This window comes from Winogradskyella aquimaris, assembly GCF_042676105.1.
In the GTDB taxonomy this organism is placed as follows: Bacteria; Bacteroidota; Bacteroidia; order Flavobacteriales; family Flavobacteriaceae; genus Winogradskyella; species Winogradskyella aquimaris.
The window spans coordinates 545,529-563,403 of the sequence record NZ_JBHTJQ010000016.1 but is presented as its reverse complement, the minus strand read 5'-3'; the positions used below and the strand labels follow the sequence as shown (position 1 = coordinate 563,403).

At 34.8% G+C, this 17,875-nt stretch carries 18 protein-coding genes; 11 read left to right on the top strand and 7 right to left on the bottom strand.

All coding sequences use genetic code 11. From position 1 onward, the window contains the following. The 6 genes from ACFQ1K_RS12495 (at nucleotide 1) to ACFQ1K_RS12470 (ending at nucleotide 3,477) form a co-directional block, all read left to right on the top strand. A complete protein-coding gene (locus ACFQ1K_RS12495; protein ID WP_320554412.1) occupies nucleotides 1-954 on the top strand; it encodes a 2-hydroxyacid dehydrogenase in 954 nt (317 codons plus the stop codon). Nucleotides 955-963: 9 nt separating this feature from the next. Next, a complete protein-coding gene (locus ACFQ1K_RS12490; RefSeq protein ID WP_320554413.1) occupies nucleotides 964-1,374 on the top strand; it encodes a response regulator transcription factor in 411 nt (136 codons plus the stop codon). 103 nt (nucleotides 1,375-1,477) lie between these two features. After that, nucleotides 1,478-1,984 (top strand): DUF4199 domain-containing protein, encoded by a 507-nt coding sequence (locus ACFQ1K_RS12485; protein ID WP_320554414.1) that lies wholly within the window; start codon nucleotides 1,478-1,480, stop codon nucleotides 1,982-1,984. A 20-nt stretch (nucleotides 1,985-2,004) separates the two neighbouring features. Then, nucleotides 2,005-2,460, top strand: a complete 456-nt coding sequence (locus ACFQ1K_RS12480) for a DUF1801 domain-containing protein (RefSeq protein WP_320554415.1) — start codon at nucleotides 2,005-2,007, stop codon at nucleotides 2,458-2,460. A gap of 5 nt (nucleotides 2,461-2,465) precedes the next feature. After that, nucleotides 2,466-2,852, top strand: a complete 387-nt coding sequence (locus ACFQ1K_RS12475; protein ID WP_320554416.1) for a VOC family protein — start codon at nucleotides 2,466-2,468, stop codon at nucleotides 2,850-2,852. A 145-nt stretch (nucleotides 2,853-2,997) separates the two neighbouring features. Then, nucleotides 2,998-3,477 (top strand): YtxH domain-containing protein, encoded by a 480-nt coding sequence (locus ACFQ1K_RS12470; protein ID WP_320554417.1) that lies wholly within the window; start codon nucleotides 2,998-3,000, stop codon nucleotides 3,475-3,477. Nucleotides 3,478-3,496: 19 nt separating this feature from the next. Here the strand turns inward: ACFQ1K_RS12470 and ACFQ1K_RS12465 are convergent, their stop codons facing one another. Genes ACFQ1K_RS12465 through ACFQ1K_RS12450 form a run of 4 tightly spaced genes read right to left on the bottom strand, consistent with a single transcriptional unit; the run spans nucleotide 3,497 to nucleotide 8,092 of the window. After that, nucleotides 3,497-4,525 carry a carboxypeptidase-like regulatory domain-containing protein gene (locus tag ACFQ1K_RS12465; RefSeq protein WP_386134265.1) on the bottom strand — a complete coding sequence of 343 codons (1,029 nt, stop codon included), beginning with the start codon at nucleotides 4,523-4,525 and terminating at the stop codon, nucleotides 3,497-3,499. After that, complete coding sequence (locus ACFQ1K_RS12460) at nucleotides 4,515-6,347, bottom strand: lysophospholipid acyltransferase family protein (RefSeq protein ID WP_320554419.1); 1,833 nt, start codon at nucleotides 6,345-6,347, stop codon at nucleotides 4,515-4,517. Before ACFQ1K_RS12460 ends, ACFQ1K_RS12465 begins: the two co-directional genes overlap by 11 nt. Nucleotides 6,348-6,366: 19 nt before the next feature. Then, on the bottom strand, nucleotides 6,367-7,617 hold the full coding sequence (locus ACFQ1K_RS12455; protein ID WP_320554420.1) for an aspartate kinase: 1,251 nt from the start codon (nucleotides 7,615-7,617) through the stop codon (nucleotides 6,367-6,369). Continuing rightward, nucleotides 7,604-8,092 (bottom strand): GNAT family N-acetyltransferase, encoded by a 489-nt coding sequence (locus ACFQ1K_RS12450; RefSeq protein ID WP_386134263.1) that lies wholly within the window; start codon nucleotides 8,090-8,092, stop codon nucleotides 7,604-7,606. The genes ACFQ1K_RS12455 and ACFQ1K_RS12450 overlap by 14 nt, the downstream gene beginning before the upstream one ends. Nucleotides 8,093-8,258: 166 nt before the next feature. Here ACFQ1K_RS12450 and fbp point away from each other — a divergent pair, with 166 nt between their 5' ends. Continuing rightward, nucleotides 8,259-9,266, top strand: a complete 1,008-nt coding sequence (fbp, locus tag ACFQ1K_RS12445) for a class 1 fructose-bisphosphatase (RefSeq protein WP_320554422.1) — start codon at nucleotides 8,259-8,261, stop codon at nucleotides 9,264-9,266. A gap of 46 nt (nucleotides 9,267-9,312) precedes the next feature. On the opposite strand, the gene ACFQ1K_RS12440 is transcribed toward fbp, so the two are convergent. Beyond that, the gene (locus ACFQ1K_RS12440; protein ID WP_320554423.1) at nucleotides 9,313-9,744 is read right to left on the bottom strand and encodes a tellurite resistance TerB family protein; all 432 of its coding nucleotides are present in this window, start codon (nucleotides 9,742-9,744) and stop codon (nucleotides 9,313-9,315) included. 181 nt (nucleotides 9,745-9,925) lie between these two features. Here ACFQ1K_RS12440 and ACFQ1K_RS12435 point away from each other — a divergent pair, with 181 nt between their 5' ends. Genes ACFQ1K_RS12435 through ACFQ1K_RS12425 form a run of 3 tightly spaced genes read left to right on the top strand, consistent with a single transcriptional unit; the run spans nucleotide 9,926 to nucleotide 15,300 of the window. Next, a complete protein-coding gene (locus tag ACFQ1K_RS12435; RefSeq protein ID WP_320554424.1) occupies nucleotides 9,926-10,564 on the top strand; it encodes a transglutaminase-like domain-containing protein in 639 nt (212 codons plus the stop codon). A gap of 57 nt (nucleotides 10,565-10,621) precedes the next feature. Further along, entirely contained in the window at nucleotides 10,622-13,960 is a 3,339-nt protein-coding gene (gene mfd / locus ACFQ1K_RS12430) for a transcription-repair coupling factor (RefSeq protein WP_320554425.1), read from the top strand. A gap of 38 nt (nucleotides 13,961-13,998) precedes the next feature. Beyond that, a complete protein-coding gene (locus tag ACFQ1K_RS12425; RefSeq protein ID WP_320554426.1) occupies nucleotides 13,999-15,300 on the top strand; it encodes a TlpA family protein disulfide reductase in 1,302 nt (433 codons plus the stop codon). Here ACFQ1K_RS12425 and ACFQ1K_RS12420 read toward each other — a convergent pair. Both ACFQ1K_RS12420 and ACFQ1K_RS12415 read right to left on the bottom strand, forming a co-directional pair. Beyond that, nucleotides 15,287-15,688, bottom strand: coding sequence for a 6-phosphogluconate dehydrogenase (locus ACFQ1K_RS12420; RefSeq protein WP_320554427.1), 402 nt, complete (start codon nucleotides 15,686-15,688; stop codon nucleotides 15,287-15,289). The genes ACFQ1K_RS12425 and ACFQ1K_RS12420 overlap by 14 nt on opposite strands. Before the next feature lie 101 nt (nucleotides 15,689-15,789). Continuing rightward, the gene (locus ACFQ1K_RS12415; RefSeq protein WP_320554428.1) at nucleotides 15,790-16,731 is read right to left on the bottom strand and encodes a nicotinic acid mononucleotide adenyltransferase; all 942 of its coding nucleotides are present in this window, start codon (nucleotides 16,729-16,731) and stop codon (nucleotides 15,790-15,792) included. Between the two features lie 133 nt (nucleotides 16,732-16,864). On the opposite strand from ACFQ1K_RS12415, the gene ACFQ1K_RS12410 reads away from it, so the two are divergent. Further along, entirely contained in the window at nucleotides 16,865-17,866 is a 1,002-nt protein-coding gene (locus ACFQ1K_RS12410) for an NAD(P)H-dependent glycerol-3-phosphate dehydrogenase (RefSeq protein WP_320554429.1), read from the top strand. Nucleotides 17,867-17,875 lie beyond the last annotated feature (9 nt).

Below are 17,875 nucleotides of genomic sequence, written 5' to 3'. Positions count from 1 at the left end.
ATGAAGATTCTCCATTTAGACAAAAACCATCCTCTACTTCTAAATCAGCTTAATGATTTAGGCTTTATTAATCACGAAGATTACACCTCATCAAAGTCAGAAATTGAAACAAAAATCCCAGACTACGATGGTATTATTATTAGAAGTCGGTTTACTATAGATCAACAATTTTTAGAGGCTGCTACAAATCTTAAATTCATTGGGCGTGTTGGAGCTGGTCTAGAAAACATTGACGGCAGCTTTGCAGAAAAAAAAGGTGTGTATTTAATTTCTGCCCCAGAAGGCAATAGAAATGCAGTTGGCGAGCACGCCTTAGGCATGTTATTGTCCCTTTTCAACAAATTAAATAAAGCAGATCACGAAGTAAGGCAAGGAAAATGGTTACGAGAAGCCAATAGAGGTGTGGAGCTCGATGGTAAAACGGTTGGTTTAATCGGTTATGGCAATATGGGAAAAGCCTTTGCTAAAAAGCTTAGAGGTTTTGATGTAGAGGTGCTTTGTTATGACATAAAAGACCGTGTTGGAGATGAAAATTGCAAACAGGTTTCATTAAAAGAACTTCAGGAACAAGCAGATGTGTTAAGTTTACACACTCCCCAAACGGAATTAACCCTAAACATGATAAATTCAGAATTTATCAAAGCCTTTAAAAAATCGTTTTGGCTCATTAATACGGCACGTGGTAAAAGCGTTGTGACTAGTGATTTAGTTGAAGCCCTAAAAACTAAGAAAATCTTAGGTGCTGGACTTGATGTTTTAGAATATGAGAAATCATCTTTCGAAAATTTATTTAAAAATTCTAATAGAAAGGATGAAGAAATGCCAGAGGCATTTCGATATCTTATCAATGCAAATAATGTACTATTAACTCCTCACGTTGCCGGCTGGACTGTTGAAAGCGATATTAAACTTGCGCAAACCATCGTTGATAAAATTAAAGCTAAATTTTGCTAATTTTAAAACATGAAGAAGACCATTCTTGTTTTTGGATTATTAATTTTAGCTATCTTATTGCTATTTCAATTTAGTAAGTACACTTTAAATACTGGAGACATTCGTACAGAATTTGTGGTTTCAATTATTGCACTGACTTTCTTCCTCATAGGCATTTATATCAATAAAAAATCACTTCATAAAAAAGCATCAAATTTACCTGAGATTGATGAAAGCAAAATAAAAGAGCTAGAGCTTACCAAAAGAGAATATGAAGTACTTCAATATGTTTCCAAAGGTCTATCTAATAAGGAAATTGGTGAAAAACTATTTCTCTCTGAAAGCACTATTAAAACTCACGTTTCAAATTTATTAATTAAACTTAATGCCAAACGGAGAACACAGGCTATTCAAATTGCAAAATCGCTTAAAATCATTTAAAAAGGCATACTTTTAGACTTTAGTACTACTATTTTGGTACTTTAGTATGAACCCAGGATTATCTGACCAAGCTACTTTTGCTATGAACTAATAAATAGAAAACATGAAAAGCACAGTACTTAAATTTGGTGGCTATGGTTTAATTCTTGGAGCCGTTATTTTTGGATTAGCACTTACCTTTGGTGGCAGCTTAAGTTACACTACACAAGAAATCATTGGTTATGGCTCAATGATTACTTCACTATCCTTTGTTTATTTTGGTATTAAACATTATAGGGACCAGGTTAATGACGGTAAAGTCACTTTTGGAAAAGCACTGTCAATAGGAGTTTTAATTTCTGCTTTGGTTGGTCTAGGAGTTGGGCTGATAGATTATTTATATACAACTGTTATCAATCCTGATTTTGCAGAAGAGTATTTGGCAAAGACATTGGAAAGTTATGAAACGCTCTATTCTGGCAATGAACTTGAAACCAAAAAAGCCGAACTAACTATGCAAATGGAAAATTATGGTGGATCTGGCTTTATGGCTGCGCTAATGTTTTTCACAGTGCTGATTATAGGTTTTATTATATCTTTAATTTCAGGATTAATACTTCAAAGAAAATAACTATTAAATCCATCTTTAAAATGCAATACGATGCTACATCACCAGAAGACTATATTAATCAAGTACCTGTAGAACGTCAAGAAACCCTCAAAAAACTTCGACAAGTCATAAATGACAACTTACCGAAAGGCTTTGAAGAAGGCATACAATACAAAATGATTGGTTATTACGTACCACATTCCGTGTATCCCAATGGTTACCACTGCGATCCAAAAACACCACTACCCTTCATGAGTTTTGCTTCGCAAAAAAACTCTATCAATTTATACCATATGGGCATGTATGCTAAGAAAGAATTGCTTGATTGGTTTGTAAACGAATACCCTAAACATTGTAAACGCAAGTTAGACATGGGTAAAAGTTGTATTCGTTTTAAGAATATGGATGAGATTCCATTTGAATTAATAGGAGAACTCACACAAAAAATGAGTAGTAAAGAATGGATTGATATTTATGAATCTGCCATAAAAAAATAACTATTATGAAAAAACGAGTCACTGGAATTGGAGGATTATTTTTTAAAACTAAAGACCCAAAGGCAACACGCGAGTGGTATAAAAAACACCTTGGTTTTAACACGGATGATTACGGTTGTACATTTTGGTGGAAAGATAAAGACGGTAAGGATTGTTCTACACAATGGAGTGCTTTTCCCGAAGACACCAAATATTATGAGCCTTCTCAAAAAGATTTTATGTTTAACTACAGAGTTGAAAATTTAAAAGAATTATTAGGGACTTTAAAAGAAGAAGGTGTCACAATAATAGGTGACATGGAAGAATACGACTACGGAAAATTTGGTTGGATCCTAGATAATGATGGTAACAAAATAGAACTTTGGGAACCCATAGACCAAGCATTTAAATAATTCTGTAACAATTTTTATAATTCTCTGACATACAAAGTAGTACTATGTGTGAAAATTTATGAGGTCAATATTTTTTAAAACCCCTATTAGATAAATCTAAGTACATTTTTACTAACTTTATAATCTAACCAAAATACAAAAAACCATGTCAGACGAGAATAAAGATTTAGGCGACGAGCTTAACGAAATGATAGGCGACGCTAAAGACAATGCCAAAAAGGCTGGCGAAAAAATTAGCCAAAAAACGAATGAGTTTAAGGAAGACGCTAAAGAATTTGCTAATGAAGCCAAAGAAAAAGCTTCTGAATTCGCAGGTGAGGCTAAAGAAGTTTTAAGTGATGGTAAGAATGTGGCCATTATTGCCCATATTACCATTATCGGATGGATAATTGCATTAGTAATGAATGGTAGCAATAAAACCGAATTAGGTTCCTATTACATTAGACAAGTCTTAGGAATAATGTTACTAGGAATTGTTCTAAGTATTATTCCCGTTATAAACTTTTTCGCATGGATCTTGCCTTTTGCCATGTGGATAATGAGTCTCGTGGGCTCATTAAGTGGTGAGAAAAAGCCAGTTTTCTTATTAGGTGAGCAATTCCAGGATTGGTTTAAAGGCCTTTAAAAAAATTAAAACCCAGAATTTAGTTCTGGGTTTTTGTTTTGGAATTCAAACCATAATCCAAAGGTAGGGTGTCGCCCATACGTTGACTACCCATTGCTCCATTAAAATAGACCCCTTTTATAGCTGAATAATTTCCATAAGCATCAACCAGAAAACTATCTACATAAATCTCCATATCGCTTTGTTCTCGTTTATCGTACAAGATGGACACTTTTTGTTTTAGGGAAACTTCTTTGAAGTCTGTATCTTCTTTTTGGTTTATCAAAAAATACTTGTACGCATCTACCTCGAAACCTTTATTATAAATCTCATACTTTTCTTCTTCCAATTTTTTCTGATATAAAGTGCGCATAAAATGTTGTACAGAACCCTTAAAGGCCTTTTCCCGTCTTCGTTTGGTGCTTCTTCGCTGTGCCTTATCTAAATTCTTGTAATAAGAAGTGCCAGCATAAGCCACTCTGTCTAAAGCAAAATCTTGCTCTTCTAGGTTGGCGTAGCGATATTGGGCTTCAAAATCTATAATATCAAAAGAAATTTGGTACTGCAACGCCCTATTATTTATGATAATGGGTTTATCGGCACTGGCGTATAGTGTTTTCCCGTTTTTATCATATCGCAACACAATATCCTTCTCATTTAAAATTTTGCAAGATTTACCATATTTTGAAGTTCCTAAAAACTCTTTTCTAAAAAGCCTAAGCTTTTGTTTTCTGGTAAGGCCATCATCAAATTCGAGAAACACTTCATCTAAACTAACATCTGTCGGGTTTAATTTAATGGTAATGTTTCTTTTTGTTCTATAGTCTCTAATGGTAACTTTTTTATAACCTAGATAAGAAATAATCAGCGGAGATTGTATAGCATCGGAGTAATCGATGGAAAACTGACCTTTCGCATCTGTAGTGGTACCAATAGTGGTATTGTCAAAATATACAGCAACAGTTTCCAGAGGCTTATTGGTACTAGCATCTAAAATGGTACCCTTAAGTGTTTGTGTAAAACTTAATATTGGGAATAGAATAGCAAAAAACAGGACCTTACTTGTCATCGCCATTTTCCATAAACTTTCGCTCAAGCTCCTCCTGAAATTCTTCCATGACCGGTCTTACGGTACTTTCAGGAAGATCTGCAATTTTTATGTACATAAGGCCGTCAACCGAATTATTGAATAAAGGGTCTACATTAAAGGCCACAAGCTTTGCATTTTGTTTAATGTACTTTTTTAATAAAACAGGTAAGCGCAGTGCCCCTGGCTCGACCTCATCAATGAGCTTATCTAACTTATTTAGATCAGATTCTGCTTCGTCAAAAACAAATTCCTTATCGGCATCCTTTAACTTAACCTTAAATTCTTTTTTAGGATGTACATATTGAGCTACATAAGGATCGTAATAATGAGACATCATAAACTCAATCATCAAACTTTTGGAAAAGTTAGAAAATTGATTACTAATACTTACTCCTCCTATGAGATATTTGTGTTCAGGAAAGCGTAAAGTAGTATGTACAATCCCTTTCCATAATAAGAACAATGGCATTGGTTTTTGTTGATACTCCTTAATGATAAATGCACGTCCCATTTCTATAGACTGACTCATCATTTTGTAAAGTTCAGGTTCAAAACGGAACAAATCCTGAAGATAGAATCCATCAATACCGTAGCGTTCAAATATATGAGATCCCAGTCCCATTCTGTAGGCACCTGCCACAAGATTTTTTTCATTATCCCATAAAAACATATGGTGGTAATAAGTGTCAAAAGAATCTAGATCAATAGCTTCATTGGTCCCTTCACCAACTTCTCTAAATGTAATTTCTCTAAGCCTTCCTAACTCTCTCAGAATGTTGGGCATGTCACTAGCTAAAGCCAGAAAAACTTCATAGTTCTTACTAACAAGAAGTCTACAATCCTTTTCTCTTAGGTCATTGACTTCTGATATCATGAGATCTGCATCTATTGGCGTTACAATACGTTTTGGTGGCTTAGGTAATTTTACAGAAGACTTGATATTCTCCAGGATCTTTGATTTGTCTTCAAAGGTTTTTGAAAGCATATAAGTTTTGCGTCTTAAAAACTCTGAAAATTCAGGTAATGTATTATGCTCTTGCTGATCTTTTACTGTAATGGGCCTACCTATTCTTACTTTAATGGTTCTTCGCTTCTGGGTTAGTAATTCAGAAGGTAATTTTGCAGTTCTCAGCGTATCGCTAATCTTAGAGAGCCTGTAAAACAATCTGCTGTTCTTGGCATGGAAATATATTGGTACAACGGGTACTTCTGCCTTTTTGATTAGCTTCATAGCGGCTTCTTCCCATGGTCTATCAACTACCAGCTTACCATCTCTATAGGTTGAGACTTCACCAGCAGGAAAAACACCTAATGGGTGTCCCTCTTTTAAATGTAAAATGGCATTTTTAAATCCTGTTATGCTACTTTTAGCATCCTTTCGGTCTTCAAAAGGATTAACAGGCATTATATAAGGTTTTAAAGGTTCTATACGGTGTAGAAGAAAGTTGGCTATAATTTTAAAATCCTCACGTTGCTCTAACATGAGCTTTAAAAGTAAAATACCATCTATACCGCCTAGGGGGTGATTAGAAATTGTGATGTAAGCACCATCCTTTGGTAAACGTTTTAAGTCTTCTTCAGGAATTTCAAATTTAATCTGAAAGTCGTCTAATAATGCATTTAGAAAATCTAACTCTGATAGATGTTTATTGCGTTTGTAGATTTTATTTATAGTCGAAATTTTGAGTACCTTCATTAAGAGCCACCCAAAAAAAGTCCCAATAAAACCATACTTATCTGCATTGATAGCCTTGGCCACTTCTTTTGCGGTTACTAATCCTGTATCAGACGATTTGCTCATAAAACAAATGTAATAAATGTTATTTAGTTACGATTTGAACTGTCTCTTGGGTTAACTGTTTCAGTAATACCGTTTTATCTTTTTCTAGCTCTTTAATGGCCTCATCGGTGTAGTGCCTTATCGTATAAAGACTAACATCGTCGTAGCAGGTTACATTAAACTTGGCCTTTAAATGCTGCAACAATTTATCTCTATTATTATAAATATTATCAACACATACTGAAAAACTGATGGCTGAATTCTGAATAACATCGACCTTCATTTTATATAAATGAAGCAGACGGAATATTTCGCTAATATTTTCTTCAACAATGTATGAAAAATCCAAGGAGGATAATGCGATTAGTATCTGGTTCTTCTTAACGATAAAACAAGGTGCCTCAGGCTCTAAGGCTTTACCCTTACTTACACAGGTACCTTCGGCCTTTGGGTTTAAAAATGACTTTACGAATAAAGGAATCTCCTTTTGCTGTAATGGTTGAAGCGTTTTTGGATGAATCACCGAAGCACCATAAAACGCCAACTCAATGGCTTCTCTGTAAGAAATCTGATTCAGTAATGTTGCATTTTCAAAATAACGCGGATCTGCATTTAAGACACCTGGTACGTCCTTCCAAATGGTGACACTTGTGGCATTGAGGGCATAAGCAAATATAGCCGCAGTATAATCACTACCTTCCCTACCTAATGTTGTTGTAAAATTATTAGGATCACTACCTAAAAATCCTTGGGTAATGTTAAGAACCTCCCTATCAAAGTTTATTGTAATATTTTCTTGGGTCTGCTCCCAATTTACATTGGCACGTCTGTAATAATTGTCTGTTTTTATAAAATCCCTTACATCTAACCAATTGTTCTTTAATCCAATATCATTTAAATAATGACTGATAATTGTTGTAGATATGAGCTCTCCAAAACCAATCGTTTGGTCGTAGACGTAATTGTAATCTGGCGACTTATTGCTTTTAAAAAACAGATTTAATTCATCAAAAAGCGCTTTAACTGCAGTAAATACTGCATGACGCTCATTGTCAAACAAATCCAAAAGAATCTCATTATGATATTTAATGACTTCATGAAGGGAACTTTGAAGCTCTCCCTTATTTTCAAAGTAATTCTTAATAACAATTTCCATGGCGTTGGTTGTTTTTCCCATTGCAGAAACAACCACGAGTGTTTTGCTATAACCTGTTTTTTCTAAAACAGAAGCTAGATTTTTTACACCGTTTGCATCCTTTACTGAAGCACCACCAAACTTATAAACTCGCATTGCAATTTTTTAAGTAATTATCTATTCCTTTTTCATCGAGCTGAACCACATCCCAATCTCGCATAACATTTGCTCCTTTTTTTTCGTAAAATGCTATAGCCGGCTCATTCCAATCCAGGACCTCCCAACTAATGCGTTTAACGCCAAGAGCCTTTCCATATTCTACAACTTTATTGAGCAGCATTGTACCAAGATTTTTTCCTCTTTGAGATTGACTCACAATTAAATCCTCCAAATGCAAAACTTCACCTTTCCAAGTAGAATACCTCATATAAACCAACGCCATTCCTTCAACTCTACCCTCAACTTCTATAACAAAACAGGTGAACTTTGGATGAGAACCAAATCCATCAGACTCTAATAAATCCAGGGTAACTTCCACTGCATTTGGTTCCTTCTCAAATACGGCTAATTCCTTAATGAGTTCTAGGACTCTTGGCATATCGGCTTTTGTGGCATGTCTGGGTTGGTTCATTTTCATTTTTAGAGAACTCAAATATAGTTTAAAATTAGCTGTTTAATTTCATGCTTAATTCTGAAATATGACACTTTATCAAATTCTTAACTCGTTTAATCTACGAAAACGTTATAGTTTGTCAAAAAATACGATATTTGTCCCGACTAAATCAACACAAAACCTCATGTCTCGACGTAATCAAACTCTAGGTGAGTTTATCATTGAAAATCAATCTTCTTTTAAATATACTTCAGGAGAACTCTCTCGACTTATTAACTCTATCCGATTAGCAGCAAAGGTGGTTAATCATGAAGTTAATAAAGCAGGACTTGTTGATATTCTTGGTGCAGCAGGAGACACAAATGTACAAGGAGAAGATCAACAAAAGTTGGATGTGTACGCCAATGAAAAGTTTATTCAAACCATGACCAACCGAAATATTGTTTGTGGCATTGCTAGTGAAGAAGAGGATGATTTTATTACAATAAACAGCCAAGATGAGAACCACCAAAACAAATACGTTGTTTTGATTGATCCATTAGACGGTTCTTCTAATATCGATGTTAACGTATCCGTAGGAACCATTTTCTCTGTGTACAGGCGTGTTACACCTGTTGGCACTCCTGTACAATTAAAGGATTTTTTGCAAAAGGGGATTAATCAGGTTGCAGCGGGCTACATTATTTACGGTACGTCTACCATGCTCGTGTATACCACAGGTGATGGGGTTAATGGCTTTACACTAAACCCTGCGATTGGTTCATACTACTTGTCACATCCAAATATGAAATTTCCAGAAAATGGTAATATATACTCAGTTAATGAAGGAAACTATATCCATTTTCCGCAAGGCATAAAAAATTATATTAAGTACTGCCAAATGGAAGAAGGAGACAGGCCTTATACCAGTCGTTATATTGGCTCTTTAGTCTCTGACTTTCATCGAAACATGATTAAAGGTGGTATTTATATGTACCCTAAAAGCTCAAAGGCTAGTAATGGTAAACTTCGCTTACTTTATGAATGCAATCCAATGGCTTTTTTGGCCGAGCAAGCTAATGGGAAAGCCAGTGATGGCTTTAATCGAATAATGGAAATAGAACCTACTGAACTGCACCAACGTGTCCCCTTTATATGCGGTAGTAAAAATATGGTAGAAAAGGCAGAAGAATTTATGCGTAACGCACAATAAAAAAAAGCGAACAAAAATGTTCGCTTTTTTTATGTTTAAATCCCTTTTACTGATTCATTTTTTTCATTTTATCAATAAACTCATCCAAGTCAACTTCATAATGCACCAATGTTAATGCTTTATCAGCGATGTATTTTACATTATCTTGGTTGAAGCCTAGACCTATACAAAGTTTCTCCAATAAACTCACCTGATTCGGTCCTTCAATGTGGTCAGCCCATACCATGCGAGCTAGATCGTAAAGACGCTCTAAACGCATATCATAAGACGTTGGTGGATTAATAGGATGGCTCAGATAATCCTTAAGAATAGTTTTGTAATCTATTTCGCTTATTTCTAATCGAGTGGCAAGTCGGTCTAAAAATGCTTTTTCTGCATCGTTAATAACGCCATCACTCATAGCCACTCTAACGATAGCTGCAAAATGGTCTTCATTTCGTTTTTTAAAACCACTATCAAACAAATCTGAAATTGACATAGCTGTATTTTTATATGCGTGCAAATATAGTCTAAACCTTAAGGTAATAAAACGAAAATTTAAAGATTTTTAATTGTGTTAGAGCTGTGATAGGTAGAGCAATTCATTTTCATAAAAGATAGTTTATTAACCTTCTCTTAAGCATTAATACCATATGTTTGTATATATATCTACACTTTGTATGAATACTAAGTATTTGGAAGAAACCTATTACTACAATCACAGTAGTCCGCAAATTCAAGATTTGATTGCCGAAGCCCGTCAGTTAAAATCAACTAAAGAAAAAATAAAACATCTTTATCTTAAGGTTAGAGATGGTTGGCGCTATAGCCCTTATGAAATTGGTCTCACCGAAGAGCATTTTAAAGCTAGTCGTATTGCCCAAAAAGAACAAGCCCATTGTATTGATAAAGCTATACTTCTAATCGCTGGTTTACGCGCTTTGAATATTCCAGCAAGATTACGATTAGCCAAAGTGTCTAACCACATTGCCACAGAGCGTCTAGAAGCAAAATTGGGCACTAATGAACTCGCCCCTCATGGATTAGTTGATGTATTTCATAATAACACATGGAAAAAATGTTCGCCAGCATTTAATAAAGAACTTTGTGCAATCTATAATGTAGATGTTTTGGATTTTGATGGTACCGAAGATTCCATATTACAGGAATACAACAAGGATAGTCATAAATTTATGACCTATTTAAAGGATTATGGCCATTTTGAAGATGTCCCTTTAGATTATATTAAATCTATTTTTAAAAATAATTACCCAGATTTATATAAAACCTATTTGGGGTCAAAGGAAATTCAGTTTTAGAATATTTTATTTAAAACATACTTATATTTGCGCCGTCGCTAAAAAAGAGAATATCTAGTGAGTAAAACGCTTATCTCTCAAACCTTTGCACAGACTTTGCAACTGCAAAATCTGCAGAATGCTATTGCCCAAACTGAAAATAGAACACATTTAAAAGGTCTTGTAGGATCGTCTTTATCAATTATAATTTCAGAAGCTTTTAAGTCTGCTGATAAACCGTTTTTACTCATTTTTGATGATAAAGAGGAAGCTGCTTATTATCTTAATGACTTAGAACAACTTCTTAATGACAAGGATGTGCTATTCTATCCTGGCAGTTACAGAAGACCATACCAAATAGAAGAAACCAACAATGCCAATGTGCTTTTGAGAGCAGAAGTTTTAAATCGCATCAACTCTCGTAAAAAGCCAGCAATTATTGTCACCTATCCAGATGCCCTTTTTGAAAAGGTAGTTACCAAAAAAGAATTAGAAAAAAATACCTTAAAGATTGCCGTAGGTAATGAGTTAAGCATCGATTTTGTGAACGAAGTCCTTTTTGAATACAAATTTAAACGTGTCGATTTTGTTACAGAGCCAGGTGAATTTTCTGTGAGAGGTGGTATTATAGATGTGTTCTCGTTTTCGCATGATGAGCCTTATCGTATTGAGTTTTTTGGTGACGAAGTAGATAGTATTAGAACCTTTGATGTAGAAACCCAACTCTCTACCGATCGCATTAAAAAAGTAAGCATCATTCCAAATGTTGCCAATAAACAGATTGCAGAACAACGTGAAAGCTTTTTAAAGTATATTTCTAACAAAACAGTAGTTTTTGCCAAGAATCCAACATTTATTTTCTCAAAAATTGATGCCTTTTTTGAAAAGGCGGAAGAGGCCTTCAAGACGCTGTCCACCGAAATTCAGCATGCCAAACCTGAGGTATTATTTTGTAATTCTGAGCTACTAAAGCGGCAGTTTTTAGACTATAATTTGGTTGAGTTTGGCACCTCTCAGATACTGAGCAATGAGGTTATACCATTCAATACTACACCTCAACCATCATTTAATAAACAATTCAATCTCCTCATTGAGGATTTAAACGAAAACCACACTAAAGGCATAACCAATTATATAGCTTGTGTTAGCGAACAGCAGGCCAAACGTTTTCATGATATTTTTGATGATGCCGAACAAGACGAAATTCACTATAAAACCGTCGTTTTGTCACTTTATCAAGGTTTTGTTGATGAGGAACATGGCATAGCCGTTTATACAGACCATCAGATTTTTGACCGTTACCATAAATTCCACTTAAAAAATGGCTATGCTAAAAAGCAAGCTATTACCCTTAAGGAACTTACCAACTTAGAAATTGGAGATTATGTAACACATATAGATCATGGTATTGGGAAGTTTGGTGGACTTCAAAAAATAGTTGTTGAAGGCAAAAAGCAAGAAGCCATAAAACTGGTTTATGGCGAGCGTGATGTTCTGTATTTAAGTATTCACTCCTTACATAAAATCACAAAGTTTAATGGTAAAGATGGTAAACCCCCTAAGGTTTATAAACTTGGTAGTAAAGCTTGGAAAAATCTTAAGCAAAAAACAAAATCCCGAGTAAAGGAAATTGCCTTTAACCTAATTAAACTATACGCTAAACGAAAGCTAAAAAAAGGATTTCAGTATGCACCAGATAGCCATATGCAGCATGAACTTGAGGCATCATTTATCTACGAAGACACACCAGACCAAATAAGCTCTACCGCAGATATAAAAGCCGATATGGAAAGCGAGCGACCAATGGATCGTTTAGTCTGTGGTGATGTTGGCTTTGGTAAAACCGAAGTTGCCATAAGAGCTGCTTTTAAAGCGGTAGATAATGGTAAGCAGGTTGCTGTTTTAGTTCCTACAACCATATTAGCGTATCAGCATTATCGCACTTTTAAAGAGCGTTTAAAGGATTTTCCTGTAACGGTAGATTACGTGAATCGCTTTAGAACGGCCAAGGAAAAACGAGAAACTTTAGAGAGTCTTGAAAAGGGAAGTTTAGATATCATTATAGGTACACACCAACTCGCCAATAAAACGGTTAAATTTAAAGATTTAGGGCTTCTCATTGTTGACGAAGAACAAAAATTTGGTGTAGCTGTAAAAGAAAAACTCAAGACTATAAAGGAAAATGTAGATGTGCTCACCTTAACCGCTACTCCAATTCCGCGTACGCTTCAATTCAGTTTAATGGCAGCACGAGATTTATCGGTCATCACCACTCCACCTCCAAATCGTTATCCTATTGAAAGCCATGTGATTCGATTTAATGAAGAAACGATTAGAGATGCCATTAGCTATGAGATTCAGCGTGGTGGACAAATATTCTTTATTCATAATCGTATCGAAAATATCAAAGAAGTGGCTGGCATGATTCAACGTTTAGTGCCTAATGCCAAGATTGCCATTGGACATGGCCAACTGGACGGCAAAAAACTAGAGCAATTGATGTTAGCTTTTATGAATGGTGAATTTGATGTTTTAGTCAGTACAACCATTGTAGAAAGTGGTTTAGATGTGCCTAATGCCAATACCATTTTTATTAATAATGCCAACAATTTTGGGCTGAGCGATTTACACCAGATGCGAGGACGTGTAGGTCGTAGCAACAAAAAAGCCTTTTGCTATTTCATAACACCAGAGTATTCTGCAATGACCACAGAAGCTCGTAAACGTATTCAGGCCTTGGAGCAATTTACAGAACTTGGAAGTGGCTTTAATATTGCGATGAAAGATTTAGAAATTCGTGGTGCTGGTGATCTGTTAGGTGGAGAACAAAGCGGCTTTATCAATGATATTGGTTTTGATACCTATCAGAAAATATTAAATGAAGCTATCGAGGAGTTAAAAGAATCTGAATTTGCAGATTTATATAAAGATGATGGTAAACCAAAGCAATACGTAAAAGACATTACAATAGACACAGATTTTGAATTGCTTTTCCCAGATGATTACGTTAATAATATTACCGAACGTTTAAATCTGTACACCAAACTCAACGAGATTAAATCAGAAGAAGCATTGCAACAATTTGAATCTGAAATTATAGACCGTTTTGGTGAATTGCCAATACAAGTTCAAGATTTGTTTGATAGTGTGCGTTTAAAATGGATAGCCACAAAAATGGGGCTTGAAAAAGTCATCATGAAAAAAGGAAAGCTCATCGGTTATTTTATTCAAGATCAGCAAAGTAAATTTTATCAAAGTGACGACTTCTCAAAAATCTTGCAGTTTGTACAACTAAACGCCTCAAAATGCAAAATGAAAGAAAAGCAAACGCGAAATGGCTTAAGATTATTAATTACATTTGAAAATATAAAAAGCGTTTCGACAGCATTACAGGTTTTAAAACCTATTATGGCGTAATTATTGAAGTCATTTCAATAGATAAATTCTAGAAAAAAATGAAACAGTTAATAGCATTCGTATTCATATTTCCCTTTTTAAATTTTGGGCAAAGCGTAAAAGGAACATTTTTCCCAGCCGAAGATTTTACCCATGCGTTTTTGTACGAAGCGACTCCCGAAGGAGCTAATTATGTAAATCATGGTGAATTGAACACTGAGGGTGCATTTGAAATTAAAATGGATTCTACTGCCGCGCCAGGTATTTATAAAATCGTCTATGCTATTCCACCTGAAGAAAATAATTTTGACTTTATCTACGACGGAAAAGAAACCGTGGCCTTTAATTTCAGTCAGGATAAAGGTGTAGAATTTACCGAATCTGATGAAAACAAACTTTGGGCATCCTACCTAAAAAGCATGGATATGGTTAACCAAACCATTGCCAATTACTATGAAAAAGACGGAAAAGACAGGAATGACTTCAAAGCTATTTTCAAAGTATTAAAAGATACTCAAACCTCTTACGAAGCTTTAGCTAAAGGACGACTAGCGTCTGCGTTTATTATTGCAAATAGACCATACATTCCTTCGAAATATGAAGATATAACTACCTATACTCAAAATATAAAAACCCATTTTTTTGATCACATAGACTTTAGCAATTATATCTTACAAAGCTCAACGTTTTTGGTAGACCGTATGGTATCTTATGTGTTTAATGTGGTAGAGAATCCTACAAATGATACTTATAAATCTTTAATTAATGACGTTGCAAAAGCAATTGGTAATGAAGATTTGGTAATCAAAACCTATCTCTTAGAAGTTTTATGGCAACGATTTGTAAACAACGAAAATCACGATATTGCTAATTATATTACTGATAAGCATTTGTTAGAATTAGCCAACCAAACCGGTAATAAAGTATTGGCTGAAACTATAAATTCCTATAAAAACACCTCTATAGGAACTATAGCACCAAATTTTGAAATTGCTTCTTCGGAAAACACCACTAGCCTTCACAATCTTAAAGGTTCCGAACACTATTTACTTATATTTTGGAGTAGTAGTTGTAGTCATTGCCTTAATGAATTGCCACAGGTTAAAGAATTAGTCGCTGAGATAGACGGCATCAAAGTGGTGGCTTTTGGCTTAGAAGAAGCCCCTTCACGCTGGACACAAGAAATAAAAAAGTATCCTGATTTTATTCATACCATAGGTTTAGGAAAATGGGATAATCCTATTGTAAAGACCTATGGGGTTGCAGCAACACCAACTTATTTTTTGTTGAATAAAGACAAAAAGATAATTGCTAAGCCCTACGACTACAGTGAAGTAGAAAGTACTCTTAAGGCTCTATAACCACAACATTTGTTATAAAATAATTGGTTTCTCCCTGCCATGGCATTGCTTTATAGCGTTCTTTGTAACCAAGCTTAACACGCTTGCCCTCTGCTTTAATTAAATCACTAATAACAGATTCATCTAAAACAGAAAACTGCCAGAGATTACCCTCTAGACCATCATTGGTGTTACCTGTTCTTAAGCCTCCTAAATTAAGTTCACCTTCAAAGGTTTTAAAAACCACCCCTTTTTCACTTAACTTAATAAGCTGGCCTGCTCTTGTTCCTTCAGAATAGGTCCAAGAACTCATCCATAAGATAAGAGCACAAACCACAACAAGACCTATGAGTAGCTTTATAAATAATGATTTTATTTTGGACTTTAAACTGCGTTTATGATTAGCCATATGCTAGGGAATTTATTTTACATGTAAGTAAAGATAAAGAAAACGCCCAGTAAAGCAACAGCCTTACCTGGGCGTTTTGAAACTAAATAACCAACCAAAATTTAGCTTCTTGTATTTTCTCTTGGGTTATTAACCTTAGGTGATTTTTGTTTTCGTTTTTTACGTAGTTCTGTTTTCTCAGTGATCTTTCCTTGCGTATCAGAGTTTCTGTAGTAAGCGATATAACCTCTACCTTCAAATTCATATACCGTTCCAGAATTTGGATGATATAGTTCTATTGTTCCATCATTAATAACGCTCAATTCAAAGAATTCATTATCAAAGAAATCATAATCTAACGTTAAAGTTTTGAGATACATATTTCCAGCAATATCTCCTATACCATAAACCCCGGTATAGTCCCAGTAAATATTATCTGGATTATAGATATTTACATCTTGAGAACTTCTAAAGGTAGAGTCATTACCTCCAGACAAAAACTGTAAGTAGTTTTCATTGTCAAATTCATTTATAGCTCCAAAATTACTCGTATACACTTTTTCCCAAGCTTCATACTCTTGTAAGAAATAATGAATGTTATCGTAAAAGACAAAATCATAGTCAAAAGTAGAGCGCTGATAGCCATGCAAAAAATAAGAGGTATCAATAAATGGGTTATACAATTCTATAGTGTTATTATCTATTTGATACACATCAAAACTATCATACCCATCAATAATATGATTAACATCCAAAATCATATTGTAGGCATTGTAATTTCCTATTTGCACACCAAAACCGTTCCCTTGACTACCAAAACCAACCAAGTTATTATTGGCAAAAAGACGTCCATTATCAAACGATAAGGTAAATGCTATTTGCAGAAAGGGTGTTTCACCATAACCTTGCGTTGCGTTGATATCAACGTACCATAATTCATAAGACTGCAACAATTGATTTAAAGAAATTGCAGGTCCATTATTAATGGGTAACTCTTCCGTATAACATGATGTAAGAAGCGTAGCACTTAGTGCAAATCCTAAAAGTAATTTTAATGTCTTCATAATTCAACGGTTTATAGGGTTACTAGTTGTAGAAGTTCAAAACCTATGCCAAATTCAAAATGATGCCTTTCGACGAAGCCATTTAGCATTTTTATTTTATGTATTTTTGAAATACAAAATAGACGTCTATTCTATGAATGAATCTAATAAATATGCTGTTTTTGGCGCAGGAAGTTGGGCAACGGCCATTGTAAAAATGCTTTGCGAAAATCTAGACCAAGTAGGTTGGTATATGCGAAGCGTTTACACCAAGGAGCACATATTAAAAGAACAACACAATCCAAGCTATTTGAGTTCTGTTGAGTTTCACACGGATCAACTCAAACTCAGTAACGACATTAATGAGATTGCAGAATGGGCAGATGTGCTGATCTTTGCCATTCCATCAGCTTTTATGCACTCTGAATTGGAAAAATTATCCTTAGATATTAGTAATAAAATAGTTGTATCTGCTGTAAAAGGCATAATGCCTGAATCAGGACTTTTGGTTGGAGAACATTTTCATGATATTTATAACATTCCATTCGAAAACATTGCAGTTCTTGCAGGTCCTTGCCATGCTGAGGAAGTAGCCTTAGAACGTTTATCCTATCTTACTATTTCTTGTGCTGATCCGGTAAAGGCAAAGGCCATTGCCAAAAACCTTTCTAGTGATTATATAAAAACCAAAATTAGTGACGACATTATTGGTGTCGAATATGCGGTGATGTTAAAGAACATTTACGCCATTGCTGCCGGAATCGCTCATGGATTAGGTTATGGAGATAACTTCCAAAGTGTATTAATGAGTAATTCCATTCGTGAAATGAAACGTTTTATCAAGAAAATGCACAAAATGAAACGTAACATTAATAATTCCGCTTATCTAGGCGACTTATTGGTAACAGGCTATTCTGTGTTTTCGCGTAACCGAATGTTTGGTAATATGATAGGTAAAGGTTATACTGTAAAATCTGCTCAAATGGAAATGAATATGGTAGCTGAAGGCTATTATGCTACCAAAAGTGCTTATGAACTCAATAAAACCAACAAAAAGAAAACGCGTCTACCTATTATAAATGCGGTTTACGAAGTGCTTTACGAAAACAAAAATCCTAAGAAGGTATTTCAGAAATTAACTGAAAAGTTAGACTAACATTTGGTT

What these genes read in the sequence shown, in the direction of transcription:
- ACFQ1K_RS12495 (WP_320554412.1), top strand. Translation starts at nt 1, where the DNA reads ATGAAGATTCTCCATTTAGACAAAAACCATCCTCTACTTCTAAATCAG.
- ACFQ1K_RS12490 (WP_320554413.1), top strand. Translation starts at nt 964, where the DNA reads ATGAAGAAGACCATTCTTGTTTTTGGATTATTAATTTTAGCTATCTTA.
- ACFQ1K_RS12485 (WP_320554414.1), top strand. Translation starts at nt 1,478, where the DNA reads ATGAAAAGCACAGTACTTAAATTTGGTGGCTATGGTTTAATTCTTGGA.
- ACFQ1K_RS12480 (WP_320554415.1), top strand. Translation starts at nt 2,005, where the DNA reads ATGCAATACGATGCTACATCACCAGAAGACTATATTAATCAAGTACCT.
- ACFQ1K_RS12475 (WP_320554416.1), top strand. Translation starts at nt 2,466, where the DNA reads ATGAAAAAACGAGTCACTGGAATTGGAGGATTATTTTTTAAAACTAAA.
- ACFQ1K_RS12470 (WP_320554417.1), top strand. Translation starts at nt 2,998, where the DNA reads ATGTCAGACGAGAATAAAGATTTAGGCGACGAGCTTAACGAAATGATA.
- ACFQ1K_RS12465 (WP_386134265.1), bottom strand. Translation starts at nt 4,525, where the DNA reads ATGACAAGTAAGGTCCTGTTTTTTGCTATTCTATTCCCAATATTAAGT.
- ACFQ1K_RS12460 (WP_320554419.1), bottom strand. Translation starts at nt 6,347, where the DNA reads ATGAGCAAATCGTCTGATACAGGATTAGTAACCGCAAAAGAAGTGGCC.
- ACFQ1K_RS12455 (WP_320554420.1), bottom strand. Translation starts at nt 7,617, where the DNA reads ATGCGAGTTTATAAGTTTGGTGGTGCTTCAGTAAAGGATGCAAACGGT.
- ACFQ1K_RS12450 (WP_386134263.1), bottom strand. Translation starts at nt 8,092, where the DNA reads ATGAACCAACCCAGACATGCCACAAAAGCCGATATGCCAAGAGTCCTA.
- fbp (WP_320554422.1), top strand. Translation starts at nt 8,259, where the DNA reads ATGTCTCGACGTAATCAAACTCTAGGTGAGTTTATCATTGAAAATCAA.
- ACFQ1K_RS12440 (WP_320554423.1), bottom strand. Translation starts at nt 9,744, where the DNA reads ATGTCAATTTCAGATTTGTTTGATAGTGGTTTTAAAAAACGAAATGAA.
- ACFQ1K_RS12435 (WP_320554424.1), top strand. Translation starts at nt 9,926, where the DNA reads ATGAATACTAAGTATTTGGAAGAAACCTATTACTACAATCACAGTAGT.
- ACFQ1K_RS12425 (WP_320554426.1), top strand. Translation starts at nt 13,999, where the DNA reads ATGAAACAGTTAATAGCATTCGTATTCATATTTCCCTTTTTAAATTTT.
- ACFQ1K_RS12420 (WP_320554427.1), bottom strand. Translation starts at nt 15,688, where the DNA reads ATGGCTAATCATAAACGCAGTTTAAAGTCCAAAATAAAATCATTATTT.
- ACFQ1K_RS12415 (WP_320554428.1), bottom strand. Translation starts at nt 16,731, where the DNA reads ATGAAGACATTAAAATTACTTTTAGGATTTGCACTAAGTGCTACGCTT.
- ACFQ1K_RS12410 (WP_320554429.1), top strand. Translation starts at nt 16,865, where the DNA reads ATGAATGAATCTAATAAATATGCTGTTTTTGGCGCAGGAAGTTGGGCA.